This is a genomic window from Kitasatospora sp. NPDC023120 (genome assembly GCF_055560835.1).
Genome location: NZ_JBVHHY010000002.1, coordinates 298,575 through 320,010 on the forward strand (window position 1 = coordinate 298,575; position 21,436 = coordinate 320,010).

General features: G+C 74.5%; 18 protein-coding genes and 1 pseudogene. 7 read left to right on the plus strand and 12 right to left on the minus strand.

Features of this window, described 5'->3' with window-relative positions; genetic code table 11:
• Positions 1-135 precede the first annotated feature (135 nt).
• On the minus strand, positions 136-894 hold the full coding sequence (locus ACZ3TI_RS03910) for a response regulator (protein ID WP_465722964.1): 759 nt from the start codon (positions 892-894) through the stop codon (positions 136-138).
• Positions 891-2,651 (minus strand): ATP-binding protein, encoded by a 1,761-nt coding sequence (locus ACZ3TI_RS03915; protein WP_465722966.1) that lies wholly within the window; start codon positions 2,649-2,651, stop codon positions 891-893. Before ACZ3TI_RS03915 ends, ACZ3TI_RS03910 begins: the two co-directional genes overlap by 4 nt.
• Before the next feature lie 154 nt (positions 2,652-2,805).
• Here ACZ3TI_RS03915 and ACZ3TI_RS03920 point away from each other — a divergent pair, with 154 nt between their 5' ends.
• The gene (locus ACZ3TI_RS03920) at positions 2,806-4,218 is read left to right on the plus strand and encodes a cation:dicarboxylate symporter family transporter (protein WP_465722968.1); all 1,413 of its coding nucleotides are present in this window, start codon (positions 2,806-2,808) and stop codon (positions 4,216-4,218) included.
• An 89-nt stretch (positions 4,219-4,307) separates the two neighbouring features.
• Here the strand turns inward: ACZ3TI_RS03920 and ACZ3TI_RS03925 are convergent, their stop codons facing one another.
• The 8 genes and pseudogenes from ACZ3TI_RS03925 to ACZ3TI_RS03960 form a co-directional block, all read right to left on the minus strand.
• Positions 4,308-5,285 carry a hypothetical protein gene (locus ACZ3TI_RS03925; protein WP_465722970.1) on the minus strand — a complete coding sequence of 326 codons (978 nt, stop codon included), beginning with the start codon at positions 5,283-5,285 and terminating at the stop codon, positions 4,308-4,310.
• A 137-nt stretch (positions 5,286-5,422) separates the two neighbouring features.
• A pseudogene (locus tag ACZ3TI_RS03930) lies at positions 5,423-5,815 on the minus strand (GTP-binding protein); the annotation flags it as partial.
• Complete coding sequence (locus ACZ3TI_RS03935) at positions 5,796-6,269, minus strand: DUF742 domain-containing protein (protein ID WP_465723342.1); 474 nt, start codon at positions 6,267-6,269, stop codon at positions 5,796-5,798. The pseudogene ACZ3TI_RS03930 and the gene ACZ3TI_RS03935, both read right to left, overlap by 20 nt.
• A gap of 14 nt (positions 6,270-6,283) precedes the next feature.
• On the minus strand, positions 6,284-6,694 hold the full coding sequence (locus ACZ3TI_RS03940; protein ID WP_465722972.1) for a roadblock/LC7 domain-containing protein: 411 nt from the start codon (positions 6,692-6,694) through the stop codon (positions 6,284-6,286).
• Positions 6,695-7,113: 419 nt separating this feature from the next.
• On the minus strand, positions 7,114-9,495 hold the full coding sequence (locus ACZ3TI_RS03945; protein ID WP_465722974.1) for a sensor histidine kinase: 2,382 nt from the start codon (positions 9,493-9,495) through the stop codon (positions 7,114-7,116).
• Between the two features lie 121 nt (positions 9,496-9,616).
• Entirely contained in the window at positions 9,617-10,480 is an 864-nt protein-coding gene (locus ACZ3TI_RS03950) for an MHYT domain-containing protein (RefSeq protein ID WP_465722976.1), read from the minus strand.
• A 380-nt stretch (positions 10,481-10,860) separates the two neighbouring features.
• Positions 10,861-12,222: a cytochrome P450 gene (locus ACZ3TI_RS03955; RefSeq protein WP_465722978.1), complete on the minus strand. Its 1,362-nt coding sequence runs from the start codon at positions 12,220-12,222 to the stop codon at positions 10,861-10,863.
• 89 nt (positions 12,223-12,311) lie between these two features.
• Complete coding sequence (locus ACZ3TI_RS03960) at positions 12,312-13,379, minus strand: RNA ligase (ATP) (RefSeq protein WP_465722980.1); 1,068 nt, start codon at positions 13,377-13,379, stop codon at positions 12,312-12,314.
• A 322-nt stretch (positions 13,380-13,701) separates the two neighbouring features.
• Here ACZ3TI_RS03960 and modA point away from each other — a divergent pair, with 322 nt between their 5' ends.
• From modA to ACZ3TI_RS03975, 3 genes are all read left to right on the plus strand, one after another.
• Positions 13,702-14,553 carry a molybdate ABC transporter substrate-binding protein gene (gene modA / locus ACZ3TI_RS03965; RefSeq protein ID WP_465722982.1) on the plus strand — a complete coding sequence of 284 codons (852 nt, stop codon included), beginning with the start codon at positions 13,702-13,704 and terminating at the stop codon, positions 14,551-14,553.
• 125 nt (positions 14,554-14,678) lie between these two features.
• Complete coding sequence (locus tag ACZ3TI_RS03970) at positions 14,679-15,485, plus strand: ABC transporter permease (RefSeq protein ID WP_465723344.1); 807 nt, start codon at positions 14,679-14,681, stop codon at positions 15,483-15,485.
• A gap of 70 nt (positions 15,486-15,555) precedes the next feature.
• Entirely contained in the window at positions 15,556-16,632 is a 1,077-nt protein-coding gene (locus ACZ3TI_RS03975; protein ID WP_465722984.1) for an ABC transporter ATP-binding protein, read from the plus strand.
• Between the two features lie 112 nt (positions 16,633-16,744).
• Here the strand turns inward: ACZ3TI_RS03975 and ACZ3TI_RS03980 are convergent, their stop codons facing one another.
• Positions 16,745-17,404: a response regulator gene (locus ACZ3TI_RS03980; protein ID WP_465723346.1), complete on the minus strand. Its 660-nt coding sequence runs from the start codon at positions 17,402-17,404 to the stop codon at positions 16,745-16,747.
• A 98-nt stretch (positions 17,405-17,502) separates the two neighbouring features.
• Positions 17,503-18,729 carry a sensor histidine kinase gene (locus ACZ3TI_RS03985; protein WP_465722986.1) on the minus strand — a complete coding sequence of 409 codons (1,227 nt, stop codon included), beginning with the start codon at positions 18,727-18,729 and terminating at the stop codon, positions 17,503-17,505.
• Between the two features lie 183 nt (positions 18,730-18,912).
• Between ACZ3TI_RS03985 and ACZ3TI_RS03990 the strand changes: the two genes are divergently transcribed.
• From ACZ3TI_RS03990 to ACZ3TI_RS04000, 3 genes are read left to right on the plus strand one after another with little or no spacing between them, the layout of a single operon-like run.
• Positions 18,913-19,830, plus strand: a complete 918-nt coding sequence (locus tag ACZ3TI_RS03990; protein WP_465722988.1) for an ABC transporter ATP-binding protein — start codon at positions 18,913-18,915, stop codon at positions 19,828-19,830.
• Complete coding sequence (locus ACZ3TI_RS03995; RefSeq protein ID WP_465722990.1) at positions 19,827-20,600, plus strand: ABC transporter permease; 774 nt, start codon at positions 19,827-19,829, stop codon at positions 20,598-20,600. The genes ACZ3TI_RS03990 and ACZ3TI_RS03995 overlap by 4 nt, the downstream gene beginning before the upstream one ends.
• A 23-nt stretch (positions 20,601-20,623) precedes the next feature.
• Entirely contained in the window at positions 20,624-21,427 is an 804-nt protein-coding gene (locus ACZ3TI_RS04000) for a hypothetical protein (RefSeq protein WP_465722992.1), read from the plus strand.
• Positions 21,428-21,436: the final 9 nt, after the last annotated feature.

A 21,436-nucleotide genomic window follows, 5' to 3' on the forward strand; every position in this document is an offset into this window, starting at 1 on the left:
CGAGCGAGTGAACCGCCCTCGGTCTCGCCGCCCCCGCGATGACAACGACCGCCGCGTCGAAAGGTCACGGCCCGGGGAGGCCGGAATGTCACGCCCGGGAAGGCCGAGAGGTCACGGCCCGGGGAAGCCGGAATGTCACGGCCCGGGGAGATCGCGGCCCGCCTTCCACCGGTAGCAGAGCTCCGGCCGTCCGACGTTGCCGTACTGCGGCTCCCGCACCGCCCGTCCGGTGTCCACCAAGTGTTCCAGGTAGCGCCGCGCGGTGATCCGCGAGACCCCGGCGGCGGCTCCGGCCGCGGCCGCCGACAGGCCGGTCGCCGCCTCCCGCAGCACCGAGGCGACGGTGTCCAGGGTGGGCGCACTCAGCCCCTTGGGCAGGCTGCTGCGCTCGGAAGTGCGGAGCAGGGCGAACGCCTGGTCGACCTCGTCCTGGCCGGTCGCCTCGCCGGTGCGCCCGAGGCTGGCGCGGTAGCGGGCGTAGCGTTCCAGGCGGTCGTGCAGGGCGGCGGCGCTGAACGGCTTCAGCAGGTACTGCACGATGCCCGCCGAGACCGCCTGCCGGACCATGGCGAGGTCGCGGGCCGAGGTCACCGCGATGACGTCGGTGCCGTGACCAGCGGCGCGCAGCGTGCGGCACAGCTGCAGCCCGTGGCCGTCCGGCAGGTAGAGGTCGAGCAGGGTGAGGTCGACGGGGGTGCCCGCCGCGCGGGCCCGGTCCAGGAAGCGCAGCGCGTCGGTGCAGCTGTGGACCGTACCGGCGGCGTGGAATCCGGGCTCGCGCTCGACGTACAGGGTGTGCGCGGCGGCGGCCACCGGGTCGTCCTCGACGACCAGGACGGAGATGCCGGGCACGGCGGCGCTGCCGGGCCGGGTGCCGCCGGCCGCCCCGGTCACGAGCCGGCCTCCGCCCGCTGCCGGGGCAGCCCGACCAGCGGCAGCCGTACGGTGAGCACGGCGCCGCGCTCGCGCCCGACCTCGATGGTGCCGCCGTTGCGCCGGGCGGTCTGGGCGACCAGCGCCAGCCCGAGGCCGTGCCCGCGACCGTCCTGCTTGGTGCTCCAACCGCGCCGGAACACGTCCTCGACGGCCGAGGGGTCGATGCCCGCGCCGGTGTCGGCGACCCGCAGCAGCAGGCAGTCGCCGTCGGTCTCCGCTCCGCCGTCACCGCCGTCGCGCAGGACACCGCCGTCGCGCAGACCGCCGCCGTCGATCCGCGCCGTGACGGTGACCTCCGGCGGGACGGGGCTGTGCGCGGCTCCGGCGATGGCCGCGTCCACCGCGTTGTCGATCAGGTTGCCCAGCACGGTGATCAGGTCCCGTGCGGAGAGCCCGGGCGGGAGCACTCCGTCGTCGATCCTGCTGTCCTCGGTGAGGGTCAACTCCACGCCCCGCTCGGCGGCTTGGGCGGCCTTGCCGAGCAGCAGCGCGGCCAGCACCGGCTCGCTGACCGCCGCGACCACCCGGTCGGTGAGCTGCTGGGCGAGTTCGAGTTCGGCGGTGGCGAACTCCACGGCCTGCTCGTGGCGACCGAGTTCGATCAGCGAGACGACCGCGTGCAGCCGGTTGGCGGCCTCGTGCGCCTGCGCGCCGAGCGCCTCGGTGAAGCCGCGCACCGAGTCCAACTCGCCGCTGAGCGCCTGCAGTTCGGTGTGGTCCCGGAGGGTGACCACCCGGCCGAGGCCGGTGCCGATGGTGGAGGTGTTGAGCACCACGACCCGCTCCGCCGTCAGGTGCACCTCGTCCCGGACCGGCTCCTCCCTCAGGACGGCGGCGACCAGCGCCTCCGGCAGTCCCAGGATCGCCACCGGGCGCCCGTCCACGTCACCTGCCAGTCCCAGCAGTTCGCGGGCGGCGTCGTTGCACAGCACCACCCGGTGCGAGCGGTCCAGCAGGACCAGCCCCTCGCGCACCGAGTGCAGTGTGGCCTGGTGGTACTCGTAGAGGTGGCTGAGCTCGTCCGGACCCATGCCGTGAGTGTGCCGCCGCAGCCGGGAGTTGGCGAGGTAGGTGCCGACGCCGCCGAGCGCCAGCGCGGCCACCGCCACCCCGACCAGGGCCATCAGCGGTCCGCTGAGCTGCGCGGAGATCGACTCCATGGTGATGCCCACGCTGACCAGGGCGACCACCCGGTGCCGCTCGTCCCACACCGGCGTGACCACCCGGACGGACGGGCCGAGCGTGCCGGTGTACGTCTCGCTGCGGGTCTGCCCGGCGAGCGCCCAGTCGATGTGCCCGAGGTAGCGCTTGCCGATCTGCTCGGGCAGCGGGTGCGTCCAGCGCACCCCGTCGGTGTCCATGACGGTGATGAAGGAGACGCCGGTGTCCGTGCGCACCTGCTCGACGTACGGCTGGAGCACCGCGGTCGGGTCCGGCCCGGCGGCGGCGGCCCGGACGGACGGCGAGTCGGCGACGGCGTGGGCGACCGCGGTGACCTGGCTGCGCGCCGCGTCCTCGGTGCGGTCGGCGGTGAAGAGGTACGCGAGCACCGCGCCGCCCGCGACCACGGCGGCGACGATCACCACCTGGACGACGAACAGCTGCCCGGCCAGGCTGCGCACCAGCCGCCGGGGCAGGCGACGGAACGGGCCGCGGAGCGAGCGGAACAGCGGGAGCCGGCGGCGCGGGGCGGCGGGGGCGGTGCGCTCGGACATGCCAGCCAGTGTGCACCACCGGCCGCGCGGCCGACCCCGATGCGCCGATCGTGAACTCTATGAACGCAAACGTGACCTCCGTCACGCCCGGAGCTCATAGTCGGAGCGGCCCACCACCCGGGGCCGCCAGGACTGCAGGGCGAAGGAGCCGCAGATGTCGATCGCTGGAGCCGCAACGGCGGGGGGACCCAGACGCAAGGACCGGACCCACTACCTCTACCTCGCCGTGATCGCCGCGGTGCTCGCGGGCGTGGTGGTCGGACTGGCCGCCCCCGGCTTCGCCGTGGAGCTCAAGCCGGTCGGCACCGGTTTCGTCAACCTCATCAAGATGATGATCAGCCCGGTGATCTTCTGCACCATCGTGCTGGGCATCGGCTCGGTCACCAAGGCCGCGAAGGTCGGCAAGGTCGGCGGCCTGGCCCTCGGCTACTTCCTCGTCATGTCGACCGTCGCGCTGGCCATCGGCCTGCTCGTCGGCAACCTGCTGGAGCCCGGCGGCGGCCTGCACCTGACCGCCGCGCTCGCCAAGTCCGGCCACGCCCAGGCGGCGGCCGGCGGCGCCCAGTCGACCACCGACTTCCTGCTCGGGATGATCCCCGACACCATGTTCTCCGCCCTCACCCAGGGCAAGGTGCTGCAGACCCTGCTGGTCGCCCTGCTCACCGGCTTCGCCCTGCAGGCGATGGGCCCGGCCGGCGCCCCGGTGCTGCGCGGGATCGAGCACGTGCAGAAGCTGGTCTTCCGGGTCATGGCGATGATCATGTGGGTCGCACCGGTCGGCGCCTTCGGGGCGATGGCCGCCGTGGTCGGAGCCACCGGCACGGCCGCACTGAAGAGCCTCGCGGTCATCATGATCGGCTTCTACGTGACCTGCGCGTTGTTCGTCGTCGTGGTGCTGGGCACGCTGCTGCGCCTGGTCGCCGGGGTCAACGTGTTCGCCCTGCTGAAGTACCTCGGCCGCGAGTTCCTGCTGATCCTCTCGACCTCCTCCTCCGAGAGCGCGCTGCCCCGCCTGATCGCCAAGATGGAGCACCTCGGCGTCAGCCGCCCGGTCGTCGGCATCACCGTGCCGACCGGCTACAGCTTCAACCTCGACGGCACCGCGATCTACCTGACCATGGCGTCGATCTTCATCTCCGAGGCGATGGACAAGCCGATGTCGATCGGCGAGCAGCTCTCGCTGCTGGTGTTCATGGTGATCGCGAGCAAGGGCGCGGCCGGGGTCACCGGCGCCGGCCTGGCCACCCTCGCGGGCGGACTGCAGTCGCACAAGCCCGCGCTGGTCGACGGTGTCGGTCTGATCGTCGGCATCGACCGCTTCATGTCCGAGGCCCGCGCGCTCACCAACTTCGCGGGCAACGCCGTCGCGACCGTGCTGATCGGGCACTGGACCGGTGAGCTCGACACCGAGCGGGCCCGCCGGGTGCTGGCGGGCGAGGTGCCGTTCGACGAGCTGACCCTGGTCGACGGCCACGGAGCCGGCACCGGGAGCCCCGCACCGGCGGCCACCCCCGAGACGGCCCCCGAGACCGCCCCCACCAAGGGCGCCGCGCCCGCCGCCGTCTGAGGACGGCACGCCCCCTCACTCCCCGGTCCGGCGCCACCCAACCCCGGAAAGAGCGCCGGACCGGGGCCCTTCCTTTCCCGACCCGCCCCTCACAGCTCCTGCGAACCGCTGACCGCCCAGGCCACCCCGCTGGCCGGGTCCTCCAGCGCGACGTGCAGGTGGTGCAGCCCGGCCGCCGGCTCATGCCAGGTGAAGCAGCGCATCCGGCCGACCAGCGCGTTCACCTCACCCGGCTCCGGCCCGTCCGCCCCGGCCATCGCGGCCAGCGCCCGCCACAGCCCCAGCCGCCCGTGCGCGCAACCCTGCGCCCGTCCGACGGCGGCGGCCCGCACCAGCGCGGGGTAGGCGAGCGCGAACGGCAGGTACCCGCCGACCACCCGTCGGCCGCGGGCCACCAGCGCCGCCGCCAGCGGGGCCTGGCCGCGGACGCAGGCCACCTGGGCCCACGGCGCCAGCGCGCCGAGCTCGGCCAGTGCCCGGGTGACCCGCGGCCCGACCGGCCGACCGTCCGTCCGCGCCACCGGCGCGGGCAGTTCCACCTCGCCGAGGCCCTCCCGGCTGGCCGGCAGGGTCAGCAGCGCGCTCCGCGCACCCCCTCCGGGCAGGTACTCGCGCACCCGCGCCGCCTCGTCCCAGCCCGCCGCCTCCCACGGTTCCAGACGCAGCGGCACGCCCTCCGGATCGGGCTCGGCTCCGTAGGAGAGGTCCTCGCCGAGCAGCACCCGGGTGTGTGCCACCAGCCGCCGCACCGGGGCCGGACCGAGCAGCGGAGCCAGCCGCAGCCAGGAGTGCCGGGTGGCCAGCACCTCCCAGAGCGGACCGGCGTCATGGTCGGCCACCCCGGCGACCGCCCCCTCCCCGCCGTCCAGGTCGAACAGCCGGACGGCCAGCTCGGGCGGCGCCGCGTAGGCGATCAGATGACCGAGCGGCGCGGTCAGGGCCGCCGCGGTCTCCTCCCCCGCCTCGACCACGGCGGCCGCCCGGCCCTGCCGGTAGGCGGCGAGCAGCTCGTGCCAACGGCCGTCCTCGGCCAGGGCGCGCAGGCGGCGGTCCTCGTACGTGATCACGATTTTCAGCGTACGGGCCGGGGCCGCACATCAGCTGACTTGCCGCCAGTACGGTGCGTCGAGCCACCGGACGGGGGTCAACCGCACCCCCGCTCGCGTTCCCGTTGGAGGACGGCGCGCAGCCGACCGTGGGCACGGCGGCGGGTGACGGCCAGCACCACGGCGCCGAGCGCGCCCTGGGCCAACTCGTCCCAGAGGAACCACAACCGGTCCTGCCCCGGCGTGCCGAAGAGGTAGACCGCCAGGCCCTCCCGGATGGTGATCCGCCCGAAGTCCATCGCCACCGTCGTGGCGCTCTTGCGTTCCACACCGTCGAGGTCGTCCACCCCGCGCCCGGCCTCGGTCAGCCGCTCCTCGGTGCGTAGCGGGCGGATCTCGCTGACCGCGCCGACCAGCGTCGTCTTGCCGACGCCGAAGCCGCCCGCCACCAGGATCTTGAGCGCGAGCACGGTGCCGTCGGGGTCCTCCGCGGCGAACGGCGCCGGCGGGCCCGACGGATCGGACGGGTGGTCAGAGTGCACGGAGTCCATGGATGACCTCCTGGAGGATGCGCTCGTCGGGGAGCAGGGCGGGCGGGATGGGGCGGCTGACCCGGATGAGCCCGGCCGCCGACAGGTCGCCGAGCAGCACCCGTACGACGCCCACCGGCAGGTCGAGGTCGGCGGCGAGCTCGGCGACGGAGAGCGGGGTGCCCCGGCACAGCGCGAGGATGCGGGCCTGCTCGGGGCCGACCGGCGGCTCGGGCGCGTCCGGGGCGAACGCCGGGTGGGCCGGGTCGCAGACGACCACGGCGATGAGGTCGAGCTGCTGGTCACCGGCCCCGGTGCGCCCCCGGGTCATGGTGTACGGGCGGACCAGCGGGCCGGCCTCGTCGTCGTACCAGCGCGCCCGCTGGGCGGCGGCCAGCGGGTTGCGGGAGTGCGGGCCGCGCTCGGTCCCGGGGTGTTCCGGATGTCGGCCGTCGGACGGCCCCTCGGCGGACAGGCGGGACACCGGGCTCACCAGCCGTCGACCGCGCGCGGCGGGGTGCTCAGGTGCTCCCCGACCCGGCGGACCAGTCTGGCCATCTCGTAGGCGATCAGACCGAGGTCGGCCCGGGCGGTGGTGAACACCGCCAGGCAGGTTCCCTCCCCGGCTGCCGCGACCAGCAGGTAGCCTCCCTCCAACTCGACCAAGGTCTGGCGGACTTCGCCCGCACCGAAGTGCCGCCCTGCGCCCTTGGCCAGGCTGTGGAAGCCGGAGGCGACGGCCGCCAGGTGCTCGCCGTCCTCGCGCGGCGAGCCCGCCGAGCTGCCCATGGCCAGGCCGTCGGCGGAGAGCATCACGGCGAAGCGGACCTCGGGGGCGCGCTGGACCAGCTCGTCGAGGAGCCAGTTCAACTCTCCTGCGCGGTGGGTGGTGCCGATCACGGACGCTCTCCTTCGGGTCGGAACGGGGACAGGGGGTAACGCGCTCCCGGCGCGGGCGGGAGGTCGACGGACCGGTCGTACCGTCCTCCCTCGGGGCGCAGGCCGCGCGCCCACCCGTTCTGGAAGGCCGACATCGCCGCCCGCGCCGCCTCCGGGCTGCGGCTCTCGGGACTGCGGCTTTCAGGATCACTGCCCTCAGGATTGCTGCCCGCAGGACCGCGGCTCTCGGGACCGCGACCCTCAGGCCCGCACCCCTCAGAACCGCGGCCGTCGGCACTGCGCCCCGCCCGGCCCGGACCGGCCGGGGCCCCGCGCAGCTGCGGCACGAGGCTCGCCTGCCGGGTCCGGCGCGGCAACTCCTCCGGGCCCGAGCCGGATCGGCCATCGCCGGGCACCTGGGACGGCTCCGGTCCCGTACGCTACGGCTGCGGCGGCCCGGACTGCGGACGGACGGCGGCACCCGGGCCCCCGTCCGCAGCCGGGCCGGCCGCCCGGGCACCGGAGGCCCGGTCGGGGGTGCGGCGCACCGGCCCGGGGTCGCTCCCCCAGGCTCCGAACGGCAGCAGCGCCCCTCCCTCCGGCTGCGGCCCACCCACCGCCGGAAGTTCTCCATCCCCCGCGTCGTGCGGGACGCTCGCACCCACCGGACCGAACTCCCGCTCCGCTGGGCCTGGTTGTGCGCGCCAGGACGAGGCCGGTACCGCGGCTTCGGCCGGCTCCACGTCCGACTCCGGTACCGACTCCGGTACCGGCTCCGGATCGAGGGGCCGGTGCGGACCGCCGGCCGCCCCGTCGTCCAGCAGCGCGGTGGGCAACAGGACCACGGCGGTGGTGCCCCCGTACGCGGAGGTCACCAGCGAGACCTTGACGTCCTGCCGCCGGGCGAGCCGGCTGACCATGAACAGGCCGAGCCGGTCGCTGTCGAAGAGGTCGGTCTGCTCGGCGGCCGCGATCCGGCGGTTGGCGGCGTCCAGGGCCTCCGGGCCCATGCCGAGGCCGCGGTCCTCGATCTCCAACGCGTAGCCGGTGCCGACCTGTTCGCCCCGGATGTGCACCCGGGTGTGCGGCGGGGAGAAGCCGGTGGCGTTCTCGACCAGTTCGGCGACCAGGTGGGTGAGGTCGGCGACGGCGTGCCCGGCGACGGCGACGCGCGGCAGCGGGTGCACCTCGACCCGCGCGTACTCCTCGACCTCCGACACGGCCGCGCGCACCACGTCCACCAGCGGGACGGGCTTGCGCCAGGCGCGGCCCGGGGCGGCGCCGGAGAGGATGATCAGGCCCTCGGCGTGGCGGCGCATGCGGGTGGTGAGGTGGTCGAGCCGGAACAGGTCGGCCAGCTCGGACGGGTTCTCGGTGCGGCGCTCCATCGCGTCCAGCAGGGTGAGTTGGCGGTGCACCAGGACCTGGCTGCGGCGCGCGAGGTTGACGAACACCCCGGACACCCCGGAGAGCACCTCGGCCCGCTCGACCGCCGCCCTTACGGCCGCCCGCTGGACGGTGCCGAGTGCCCGGTGCACCTGGCCGATCTCGTCGCCCCGGCCCACCGGCCGCGGCGCCTCGACCTCGATGTCAACCTCCTCTCCCGCGCGCAACCTCCGGATCGTGGCGGGGAGTTTGCGACCGGCGAGCTCAAGCGCCGTGTTGCGCAGGCCGATCAGCTCGGTCACCAGGCCGCGCCCGATCTGCACCGAGATCACCAGGGAGGCCGCCACACCGACCAGGCCGAGCAGCACAGCCATCCCGGCCGGGGTGAACAGGCCCAGTGCGTAGGGGTTCTGGCCATCGGCGGCGAGCCGCCCGGCCTGGTCCTCGATGTCGCGCAGGCCGCCCGCGACGTTCCCGGCGACCATCGCCCACCGGTCCGCCGGCACCGCGCCGACGGCCGCCGGACCGTCGGCGGCCGCACGGACCTTCTCCTCGTACCCGACCAGCTCGCGATGGTCCTGGCCACCGGTCACCGCGAGCAGCGCCTCCCGGTCCGCGGGGCGCAGGTCGGCGGCGGCACCCCGCTCGAACTCCCGTCGGGCGAACGCCGTACCGGCGAACTCGCGCAGCTGGTCGTCGCCGAGCGCACCGAAGAGCTGGGCGGCACGCAGCAGCGCGTCCTCGCGGGCCAACAGCTCGCGGGAACGGGCCAGTTCCAGCAGTACCCGCGCGTCCACGGCAACCGGGTGGTCCTGCAGCGGGGCGACGGCACCGGCTGCGGCGAGCGCCCGGTCCACCGCCTCGCCGTACCCGGCGTAGGCCTCGGGCCAGCCGACGCTCCGCGCCAGCACCCGGCCGCGCAGCTCGGGCAGGGCCGCGAGGGCGCTGCCGAGGGCGTCCAGGCGGGCGGCCGCGTCGCCGCCGAGGCCCTGGGCGTCGGCGCGGTTGTAGCCCCGGTCGGGGTGCCGGGAGTCGGGGAACAGCGGGAGGAGCGCGCGGTCGGTGGCGGCCGAGGCCTCGCGCAGGGCGCTCTCCCGGGCGGCGGTGGGGGCGCTCGCCGGGGCCGCCAACAGCTGCCCGGCGGCGGTGCGTTCGGCCTGCAGCCCGGCGACCGTCTCGGCGACGGGGGTGAGCAGGGTGCGCTGGGCCTCGCGCTGGCGCAGCAGGTCCCAGACACCCTGGGCGGCGGTGACGGTGGCGAACCCCCATAGCGCGATGACCGAGACGACCGGGACCATCAGCAGGGCGATGATCCGGGCGCGGACGGTCCGGGGACGCAGCCCGCGCAGCCAGGGGCCGGGGCGCGGCGACCGGGCGGGCGGCCCGGCATGGGCCCCCCGGCGGGTACCGGGGGCGGTACCGCGGTCTTCTCGCATGGGTGGGGAGCCTTTCGGGCGGTGGCGAGGCGGGGCGGGAGGGAGGCAAGGCGGGGCCGAACGGGGGCAAGGCGGAACCGGACGGGGGGCAAGGCGGGGCCGGACGGGCGGCGGGCGACGGTCAGGCCGCCCGGTCGTGGTGCTCCGCGCCGTGGCGCTCGGCCCCGGAGGGGACGGGCTCGCGGGGAACGGCCCCGGGACCCGCCGCCGAGGCGGGGAACTCCTCGACCACCGGCTCGCCCGCCTCCCGGTAGCCGGCCCGCTCCTGGGCGGTCGGGGAGAGCGCGACGAAGGCGGAGGCGAGGAAGAGGAACGAGCCCAGGCCGACGGCGAGCGGGAAGACGAACTCCATCGGGCTGGCCCCGCCGAGCCCGGTCCGGGTCGGCTCCAGCCGGACGTGCACGGCGGCCATGCCGGTGTAGTGCATGCAGCTGACGGCGAGGCCCATGGCCATGGCGGCGGCCCCGGCCGCGTACACGCTGCGGATGGTCACGGCGGCCCAGAGCGCGGCGGTGGCGGCGCCGACCGCGACCAGTACGGACAGCGCGACCGTCCCGGCGTCGTACCGCAGACCACCGTGCATCCGCACCGCGGCCATGCCCAGGTAGTGCATCGCGGCGACGCCGAGGCCGGTGGTGACGCCGCCCGCCAACAGGGAGAGGCCACGGTGCCTGCCGTAGCAGACCACGGTCAGGCCGAGGCCGGTGACCAGTACCGCGACGACCAGGCCGGCGACGGTCAGCGGGACGTCGTAGCGCAGCTCGGTGCCGTCGACGGTGAAGCCGAACATGGCGACGAAGTGCATGGTCCAGATGCCGGAGCCGATCGCGGCGGCCGCCGTGACCAGCCAGTTCCGCCGGACGGGGCCGGTCGCGGCCAGACCGCGCAGCGTGCAGCGCAGCCCGAGGGCGGCGCCGGCGCAGGCCATCAGGTACGAGAGGACGGGGGTCAGCCAACCGAGGCTGAGGTGGTTGAGGGTGCCCATGGGACCTCCGGTCGACCGGTGGGGCCCGGGACGGTACGAGGTGCGCCCGGGCTCCCCGGGCCGGGCGGACTCCGTGCGACCGGCGGCGAGGTCTCGTCATATGCCAGTCGCACGTGCGCTTTCGGCCTGGGGTGCGTGGGACGCTACCGAGCGACCGGAAACCGCCACCCGAAGATCTGAAAAGCTGCCCGCGAGCGACGGGCGATGTGTTCGAATGACCCGGTCGTGTGCCCAGCCGAGGGACGTCGGACAGTGGGCGTCGGACAGTGGGCGACAGACAGATGACAGCGGACAGATAACAGAGTCTGAAATCTGTCATCTGTCCGCTGAAATCCGAACACTGAAACCCGGACGCCGAACTCCGGACGCCGAAACCCCCGTCAGCTCCCCGCCGTCACCCGGATCCGCATCGGGCTCGCCGCCCGCAGCGTGATGCCCTGGGCGAGCCCCACCCGCCGGTCCACCGCCTCCATCTCGAAGTCCCGCAGCAGCACGCCCAGGGTCAGCACCGACTCCAGCATCGAGAAGTGCTGCCCGATGCACGCCCGCGGCCCGCCCCCGAACGGGAACCAGGCGTAGCGGTGCCGGGCCTTCTCCTCCTCCGGCAGGAAGCGGTCCGGGTCGAAGCGCTCCGGGTCCGCCCAGTGGTCGGGGTGCCGGTGGGTGACCAGCGGCGCGACGACGACCTGCGCCCCCGCCGGGATGGCGTACCCGTCGATGACTGTCGCGTCGACCGACCTCCGGCCGACCAGCGACGCCGCCGGGTAGAGCCGCATCGCCTCCTTCAGCACCCGGGTGATGTACGGCAGCGCCTCCAGGTCCACCGCCGTCGGCACCCGCCCGGCCAGGACGCTCCGCGCCTCCTCCCGGGCGAGCTTCCGATGCTCGGGGTGTTTGGCCAGCAGGTGCAGCGCGAAGGCCAGCGAGGTGGCCGTGGTCTCGTGCCCGGCGACCAGGAACACCAGTACCTGGTCCCGGAGTTCGGCCGGGTCCAGGCGCTCCCCGTCCTCGCCGCGAGCCCGCCCGAGCAGCGCGAGCAGGTCGTCCGCGTCCTCGCCGTCCCCGCGCGCGGCGCGCGCGGCGATGATCCGGTCGCAGACCTCGTACAGCGCCCGCTGCGCCCCGAGGCCGCGCCGGTTGCCCGGGGTCGGCCAGGTGCGCGGGACGCGGACCGGGGCGAAGCCGCGCTCCTTGACGTACTCGCCGATCAGCGGGAAGTTGCGGTGCACCACCTCCGCCGCCTCCTCCACGTCGGCGCCGAAGAGGATCCGTGCGACCGCCCGCATCGCGAACCGCGACATCTCCTCCGACGCGTCCACCACTCCGCCCGAGGTGGCCCGCCAGCGCTCGGCGAGCGACTGCGCCTCCTGCGCGATCACCTCCGCGTAGCCGTCCACCCGGCGGCGGGTGAACAGCGGCTGGATCAGCCGGCGCTGGCGCTGGTACTCGGCGTCCTGGCTGGTGAGCAGTCCGTTGCCGACGCTGGTCCGCAGCTCGTCGTAGAAGGCGCTCTCCTTGCGGAAGTTGGCCGCCTCCCCGCCCAGCACCTGCTGGACCCCGCCCGGGGAGAACACCGCGTAGAACTCCACCCGCAGTCCGGGCGGGCCGGCCTGGAGCCGCACCACGTCGCCATGGTCGCGACGGGCGGCGAGGTAGGTGCGCAGCGGACGGCGGGTGAGGTCGAAGAGCGATCCGACCAGCGGATTGCCGGCCGGTCCGGGCACGGGGGTTGCGGTGGCCATGGGCGACTCCTCCTCCACGGGGTGGCGCACCATCAACTCTACTGACGGGTAGCCAACGCCGGAAGGATCGTGCGGCCGGTCCTTCCGGCCTACTCGTACTCGGTGCCGCCCTTGCGGGTCAGGTAGGCGTCGCTGACCACCTTGACGATCGCCCGCCCGCCGAGCACCGGGCTCCAGCGCTCGGTCACCGGACGCACCACGACGCCCTCGCGCAGGTGGAGTCCACTCCCGGAGAGGGTCTCCTTGCCCTGGGCGTGCCCCAGCACGGTCTCCGGGTCGAACGGACCGCGCCACAGCTCCGGCACCAACGGCAGTTCGCCGTCCAGCAGTTCGGGTGCGGACAACCAGGTCAGCTGCCCGGCCACGACGGCCGACACGTCGAACGCCGCGTACCCTGGCCGCTCGGTGCGCGCGGAGGCGCCGTAACCCAGGTCCTGCACGCCCTCGCCGAAGACCTCGCCGAAGATGCCGACCCGCTCGGCGCCGAGCCGCTCCGCCAGCCGGGCCGCCACCGCCGGGATGTCGTAGGCGCGCACCGCCCGCCAGTACAGGTTGCGCTCGTCCTCGGCCAGCGCCAGCCCCTGCGCGCCGATCCCCTTGGAGGAGACCAGCACCTCGCCGGTCCCGGCGGTGTAGGTGACCAGGCAGCAGCTGCCGTGCAGCTTCTCGGTCAGCACCACCGGCTCGCCGGGCTCGAAGACGTCCGGGTAGCGCTTGAGGTTCTCGATGTCGACCCAGGGCAGCAGGTCCGGGGCGCTGACCACCTCACCGCTCATCGAAGTCGGCACCGGGGGCTGCCACTTGACCACCCCGAGCAGCTCGGCGTAGTCCTCGCCCCGCTCGGCCGCGGCGGCCAGGTCGGTGTCGGCGAGCGCGGCGGGCCGACACACGATGCCCTGGGACAGCTCGCCGCGCAGCCGTACCGCCTTCACCCGGTTCGCCCGGGACCCGGCCAGCTTTCCGGTCAGACCGAGCTCCGCGATCAACTCCTCGGGGAGGACGGACTGTTCCGGGATGTAGACGGCGTGGTCTCCGGTCCGGTACACGCCCTTCGCGACCACCGCCCGGTAGAGGCCGACCTGGGCGAGCTCCAGAGCATCGGCGTTCGGGTGCTCCAGGATGGTCAGCTTCTCGACGGTGACACGCAGCGTGGACATGGACGGGCTCCTCCCCTTGGTTCGGTGACCACTCTGACCGCTCGACCACCCCCGGCGCGACGCATTTTCCACACGCCCACGCATGCCCCCACACGCCCGGGCACGCCCCCGCACGCCTGCCCCTGCCCTCCTCCGCCGAACAGAGCCACCGCACCCCTTTGAGCCATCCCACAGCACTCCCGACGCCCCTGCCCACCCCCGCCTGTGCAAAGCGACAGAGGATTTATCACTCGCATTTGCGGCACTATGATCGGCGTAATGGCCGCAGCTGCGGTCAGTCCCTCGCGCCCCTTCCGGCGCGCGCCCCGGAGGGGAAGCACCGATGAGCACGCGTACCACCGGCACCGCCCGCAGACTCGCCGCCGCCACCGCCGCGGTCCTCGCCCTCGCCCTCGGGGTCACCGCCTGCGGCAGCGACGGCGGCAAGTCCTCCGGTTCGGCGGCCTCGACCACCGCCGCCGCGGGCTCCTCCGCCGGGGGCAGCAGTGTGCCGAAGGCCGGCGGCACCATCACCGTGTTCGCCGCCGCCTCGCTCAAGGAGACCTTCACCGAGCTCGGCAAGAAGTTCGAGGCCGCCAACCCGGGCAGCAAGGTCACCTTCAACTTCGGCGGCAGCTCCAGCCTCGCCACCAGCATCAACTCCGGTGCCCCGGCGGACGTGTTCGCCGCCGCCAGCCCGGCCACCATGAAGACCGTGACGGACGCGGGCGGCGCGAGCGGTCAGCCGGCGACCTTCGTCAGGAACACGCTCACCATCGCCGTCCCCAAGGGCAACCCGAAGCACATCGCGGGTCTCAAGGACCTCACCGTCTCCGGTGTGAAGGTCGCACTCTGCGCGAAGGAGGTGCCCTGCGGCGCCGCCGCGCAGACCGCGCTCAAGGCCGCGGGCGCCGACCTCACCCCGGTCACCCTGGAGCAGGACGTCAAGGGTGCGCTCACCAAGGTCGAACTCGGCGAGGTGGACGCCTCGCTGGTGTACAAGACCGATGTGCGGGCCGATGCTGCGAAGATCGACGGCGTGGACTTCCCCGAGGCCGACAAGGCCGTGAACGACTACCCGATCGCCGCGCTCGCCAAGGCGCCGAACAAGGACGGCGCCGCCACCTTCGTCGCGTACGTCCAGTCGCCCGAGGCCAAGCAGGTGTTGACCGCGGCGGGCTTCCAGGCACCGTGAGCGACCGCACCACCGGCTCCGGCCACGGCGGGTCCGACCCCGACCGCAGCGGCTCCGGCCACGACGGGCCCGGCGCAGACCCGGCTGCCGCCTTCGTCAGGGGCGCGGCAGGACCCGCGCAGGCCCTGCCGCACCGCCGACGCCGGTCGCACCGGAACCGAGTCCCGGTCACCCTGCTGCTCCCGGCGCTGCTCGGGCTCGCGTTCCTGATCCTCCCGCTGGTCGGCCTGCTGATCCGGGCGCCGTGGAGCAGCCTGTCCGAGCAGCTCACCAGCCCCGCCGTCTGGGACGCGCTGCGCCTGTCGCTGATCAGCGCGACGGCGGCCACCGCCGTGTCGCTGGTCCTCGGTGTCCCGCTGGCCTGGCTGCTCGCCCGCACCGAGCTGCCGGGGCGGCGGGTGATCCGGGCGCTGGTCACCCTGCCGCTGGTGCTGCCGCCGGTGGTCGGCGGTGTGGCGCTGCTGCTGGTGCTCGGGCGGCGCGGCATCCTCGGCTCCTGGCTGGACTCGACCTTCGGCCTCACGCTGCCCTTCACCACCACCGGGGTCGTGATCGCCGAGGCCTTCGTCGCCATGCCGTTCCTGGTGATCAGCGTCGAGGGGGCGCTGCGGGCCGCCGACCCCCGCTACGAGGAGGCCGCCGCGACCCTGGGTGCGTCCCGGCTGACCGCGTTCCGGCGGGTCACCCTGCCGCTGATCGCCCCGGGGATCGCCGCCGGGGCCGTCCTGGCCTGGGCCCGGGCGCTCGGCGAGTTCGGTGCGACGATCACTTTCGCGGGCAACTTCCCCGGCCGTACCCAGACCATGCCGCTGGCCGTCTACCTGGCCCTGGAGTCCGACCCGCAGGCCGCGATCGCGCTGTCGCTGGTGCTGCTGGTGGTCTCCGTCGCCGTCCTGGCCGGCCTGCGCGACCGCTGGCTGTCGGCCCCGTGACGCCCGGACCCGTGACACCCCCCACCCTCATGTCCTCGGACGCCCTCTCGGACACCTGGACCCCGACCCGATGAGCACCGCACGCCTCCCGAGCACCGCCCTCGACGCCCGACTGCGGGTCGACCGCGCCGCGTTCACCCTCGACCTCGCCCTCACCGCCGCCCCCGGCGAGGTGGTCGCGCTGCTCGGGCCCAACGGCGCCGGCAAGTCCACCGCCCTGCGCGCCCTCGCCGGACTGCTCCCGCTCACCGGCGGCCACCTGCGCCTGGACGACTGCCTCCTGGAGGATCCCGCCCGGCGCGTGCACACCCCCGCCGAGGAGCGGCCGGTCGGCGTGGTGTTCCAGGACTACCTGCTCTTCCCGCATCTCAGCGCGCTCGACAACGTCGCCTTCGGCCCGCGCTGCCAGGGGCGGCCCAAGCGCGCCGCCAGGGCCGAGGCCGCCGACTGGCTGGAGCGGATGGGCCTGGCCGACCACGCCTCCGTCCGTCCCGGCCGGCTCTCCGGCGGCCAGGCGCAGCGGGTGGCGCTGGCGCGCGCGCTCGCCGTCCGCCCCCGGCTGCTGCTGCTGGACGAGCCGCTGGCCGCCCTGGACGCCCGCACCCGTCTCGACGTACGGGCCCAACTGCGGCGCCACCTGGCGGAGTTCGACGCGGTGGCAGTGCTGGTGACGCACGACCCGCTGGACGCGATGGTGCTGGCCGACCGGCTGGTGGTGATCGAGCACGGTCGCGAGGTGCAGTCCGGCAGCCCGGCGGAGGTCGCCCGGCGGCCGCGCACCGACTACATCGCCCGCCTGGTCGGGCTGAACCTGTACCAGGGCCGGGCCGAGGGCACCCACGTCACACTGGAGGACGGCACCGTCCTGGCCACCACCGAGGAGCTGGACGGCCCGGCCTTCGTCGCCTTCCCGCCGTCCGCCGTGACCCTTTACCGGGAGCGCCCGCAGTCCAGCGCGCGCAACCTGTGGCAGGCCGAGGTCACCGGCCTGGACCTGCACGGCGACCGGGTCCGCGTCGACCTGGCCGGCGACCTGCCGCTGGCCGCCGACCTCACCCCGGCCGCCGTCGCGGAGCTGGAACTGGTGCCGGGGGCCACGGTCTGGGCCTCGGTCAAGGCCACCCAGACCCACGCCTACCCCGCCTGAGCCCTCCGCTCCCCACCACGGCCCGAGCGTCCGGGACAACCGGCCCGGGCGTCCGGGACAACCGGCCCGGGTGTCCGGGCCCACGGCTCGAGTGTCCGGGGCCCACCGGGTCCTACTCCGACGGCTCGACGAACCCCGACTCGTACGCCGCGATCACCGCCTGGGTGCGGTCCCGCGCGCCCAGCTTCGCCAGCACGCTGCTGACGTGCGTCTTCACCGTCTGCACGCCGAGGAACAGCCGCTCGGCGATCTCCCCGTTGCTGAGGCCGCGCGCGACCAGCCGCAGCACCTCCGCCTCGCGCTCGGTCAGCGCCGCCCGTTCCATGGCGGCGCGGGCGGTCGGATTGCCGTGCCCGGCGGCCAGGCGGCGGATCGCGGCCGGGAACAGCAGCGACTCACCCGCCGCCGCCAGCCGTACCGCGTGGGCGATCTCGGCCGGGCGGGAGCGCTTGAGCAGGAAGCCGTCGGCGCCCGCGCGCAGCGCCTGGTACACGTAGTCGTCGTTCTCGAAGGTGGTCACGACGAGGATCCGGGGCGGCCGTTCCCCCGGGGCGCCGGGGCGCAGCAGCTCACGGGTGGCCGCCAGCCCGTCCATCACGGGCATCCGGACGTCCATCAGCACGACGTGCGGGCGCAGCTCACGCGCCAGGGCGACCGCCTCCGCACCGTCGGCCGCCTCGCCGACCACCCGCAGGTCCCCCTGCGCCTCCAGGACGGCCCGGAGCCCGAACCGGACCAGCTCCTCGTCGTCGGCGAGCAGGATGTCCGTCATCCCGGCAGCCCCCTTCACCCCGGCAACCCCCTCGGCCGGACCGTCGGCCGGGCCACCGGCCGGCTCGTCGGCCGGAACGTCGGCCACAAGATCATTCGTCACGAGCCCAAGCGTAGGGGCAGCCGCACGCTCAGCACCCACTCCCCGCTGCCGTCCTGCGACGCCCCCGCCGCGGCCTCCCCGCCGAGCAGCGTGGCCCGCTCACGGATGCCGCGCAGCCCCTTGCCGCCCTTGCGCGCCCCGGCGCCGGAGTTCCGGGCCCCGGCGCCGGGATTCCGCGCGGCGACGCTCCCGCCGGTCGGCAGCGCGTTGGCGCAGCGCAGCTCCAACTGCCCGCCCCGGACGGCGATCCGTATGCTGACCGGCTCTCCGGGCGCGTACTTGAGCGCGTTGGTGACGCCCTCCTGGACGATCCGGTAGGACTCGCGGGACAGCACCCCGGGCAGCGTCCCCCCCGACAGGTCGACCAGTGCCTCGACCGGGCTGCCGGCCGACCGCGCGGTGTCGAAGAGCGCGGGCAGCTGGTCGATGCCCGGGTGTTCGGTGGCCGCACCCTCGGGGGTCTCGCGCAGCAGCACCAGGGTGCGTTCGAGGTCATCCATGGCCTGACGACCGGTCTCCTCGATGACCTCGAGCGCCTTGGCGACGAACGCGCCGTCCCCGACCTCCCGCGCGGCACCGGCCTGGAGGACCGTCACCGTCAGTGCGTGGCCGATGGAGTCGTGGAGCTCGCGGGCCAACCGGTTGCGCTCCAGCAACCGTTCGGCCCGCAGCTCCGCCTCCGCCAGTCGCTCCGCTGGCGACGGACCCAACAGCCGTACCGCCATGGCGAGTTGGAGGCGCCCGGCACCCACCACCAGCCAGCCGTAGCCGAGTAGTGCCACCGGCAGGAGCAGGAGGTAGCGCGACCCCTGCGGGCCCGTCAGCAGATCACCACCGGCGGTGAGGCCGAGCACCGTCGCTACCCCGACGGCCGAGCCGAGCGCGACCCGCCCGATCAGCCAGAGCGCGGTGCGCCACCGGTCGGCCCAACTGCCGGAGGGTTCGGCGGCGATGTCCTGCTCGCGGTCGGGCACCAGCAGCAGCCGCGCCTGGACCCCCTCAGCGCGCCGCGCCGCCGGGATGAGGGCGACGAGCAGCAGCAGGACGGAATCCACGGCCGCGGCCTCCGCCACGATCTGGCCGAGCGTCAGCCCCACCGTCCCCGGATAGACCAGCAGGACGACCCCCATGAAGATCCATCCGACCAGGAGGTGCAGCAGGCGCGCGTACGTGGCGCCGGCCAGCAGGGGGGCGAGGATCCTGGGCACGGCAATCTTGGTCACCGAGCCATCCTGCCAGGTCAGCTGCCGGTTCGGGATCACGCCCGGGGCCCGGGCGGGCTCCCTCCCGGGAGGGAGGCGGCTCCACTCCGCGGCGGGATCCGCCGGGAGCACCGCTCGGCTGGAATGTGATCGCCGGCCCGGACGCCGGCACCCGCACCGGACCACCCAGAGGGGAGCGCGGCCGTGATCGAAATCCAGGGCCTCAGCAAGGAGTACGGCGGACGGCGCGCCGTCGACGACCTGACCTTCGAGGTCCGGCCCGGCCTTGTGACCGGCTTCCTCGGCCCGAACGGCGCAGGCAAGAGCACCACCATGCGCCTGGTCCTGGGACTGGAGCGGCCCACCGCCGGACGCGCCCTCGTCGCCGGCCGCCCGTACGTCGAACTCCCCGACCCGCTGCGGCAGGTCGGCGCGCTGCTGGACGCCCAGGCCCTGCACGGCGGCCGGACGGCACGCGGCCACCTGCGCTGGCTCGCCGCGAGCAACGGCCTGCCGGAGCGCCGGGTCGACGAGGTGCTCGGCCAGGTCGGCCTGACGGACGCCGCGGGTCAGCGCATCCGCCGCTTCTCGCTCGGCATGCGCCAGCGCCTCGGGGTGGCGGCCGCGCTGCTCGGCGACCCCGCGGTGCTGCTGCTGGACGAGCCGGTCAACGGTCTCGACCCCGAGGGCATCCGTTGGATCCGCACGCTCCTGCGCGAACTCGCCGCCGAGGGACGGTCGGTGCTGGTCTCCTCCCACCTGATGAGCGAAATGGCGCTCACCGCCGACCGCCTGGTGGTGATCGGCCGCGGCCGGCTGCTGGCGGACGCCTCCACCGCCGAGTTCATCGAGCAGCACGGCCGCACCCGGATCCGGGTACGGGCCGTGGACCCGGCGAAACTGGCCGCGCTGCTCGGCGGCGGCGGCCACGACTTCACCGCCGTCCGAGCCGACGACGGCGCCTGGGAGGTGACCGGCGCCGAACCCGAGCGGATCGCCGCACTCGCCGCCGCGAACGGCGTCGTGCTGTACGAGATCGCGGTCCAACAGGACTCCCTGGAGGAGGCGTTCATGCGGATGACCGCCGACAGCGTCGAGTACCGCGCGGAGGTGACCGCATGAGCATCGGCTCCCCCGGGGCGTACGCGCCCCCCGCCGTCCGAGCCCTGCAGGTACTCCGCTCCGAGCGCATCAAGTTCACCACCCTCCGCTCGCTCTGGCTCACCCCGCTGCTCTCCCTGCTGCTCACCGCCGGCGTCACCACGGCCGTGGGCGCCGCGCTCGGCGGCGCGGAACCCCACATCGTCGTGGATCCCGGCGTGGGCGTCTTCTACGGGCTCAACTTCGGCCACGTCGCGCTGGCCTGCTTCGGCATCCTGCTGATCGGCCAGGAGTTCAACACCCGCATGATCGACGTCTCCCTCACCGCCGTCCCCCACCGCGCCCGGATGTACGGCGCGAAGCTCGCGCTCGGCGCACTGGTCGGCCTCCTCGTCGGCACGACCGCCACGGCGGGCGCCTTCGCGGGCTACGCGGCGACCGTCCCCGGCGACTGGCACGGCCCCGCCTTCACCCGCGCCGTCATCGCCGGAGTGCTGTACCCGCCGCTGCTGGTGGTGTTCTGCCTCGGGCTGACCACGCTGTTCGGCAACCTCACCGCCGCCATGGGCCTGATCACCCCGACCGTCTTCCTGGTCTCCCCGGCACTCGGCGGCCTGCCCGGGGCCCGGCTGGTGGCACAGTTCCTGCCCGACCGCGCCGGCCAGTACGCGCTGCACTACGTCGACGACCCGCAGGTCGTGTACGGGCACTGGACCGGACTGCTGATCATGGCGCTGTGGGCGGGCGCAGCCGCGTACGGCGGCCTGCGCGCCCTTCGGCGCGCCAAGTGACGCCGAACGAAGGGAAGATGACAATGAGCCTGAACCCGGACCCGAACCCGGGCCGCCGCGGCCGGACCCGGGGCCTGACCGCCAACGCCCTGACCGCCAACGCCCTGCGCGCCGAGCGGATCAAGTTCACCACCCTGCCCTCGCAGTGGGCGGCCCCGCTGACCGCGCTGGTGCTGACCGTGGGCATCACCGTCGCCGTCAACCTCGCCTACGGCACGAAGGACTACACCCCCGGCGAGGACCCGACCGGCGGGATCTACTACGGGCTGCTGTTCGGCCACGTCGCCGTGGCCTGCACGGGGATCCTGCTCATCGGGCAGGAGTTCAACACCCGCATGATCAGCACCTCGCTCACCGCCGTCCCCCGGCGCGGTCGGGCGTACGGCGCCAAGCTGCTGCTCGGCGCCGGGGTGGGACTGCTGCTCGGGCTGCTGTCGACGGCGGGCTCGTTCCTGGCCGTCGCCGCCACCGTCGGCCTGGACACGTCCACGCCGGGGCTGGGCCGCAGCTTCCTGGCCGGCGTGCTCTACCACCCGCTGCTGGTGCTGCTCTGCCTCGGAGCCACCGCGATGCTGGGCAACTTCAGTGCCGCGCTCGGCCTGCTCACCCCGATGCTGTTCCTCGGTACCACCGTCCTGGCGGCGCTCCCCGGCGTAGGCGAGGTCTGCCAGTTCCTGCCCGACCGGGCCGGCCTCCACGCGATGCGCACCCAGCCCGAGCCGGGCGTCCACTACGGCTACTGGACCGGCCTGCTGATCATGGCTCTGTGGGCGGGCGCAGCCGCGTACGGCGGTCTGCGGGCCCTGGAGCGGCGCGGGGGACAGTGACGGACTTCA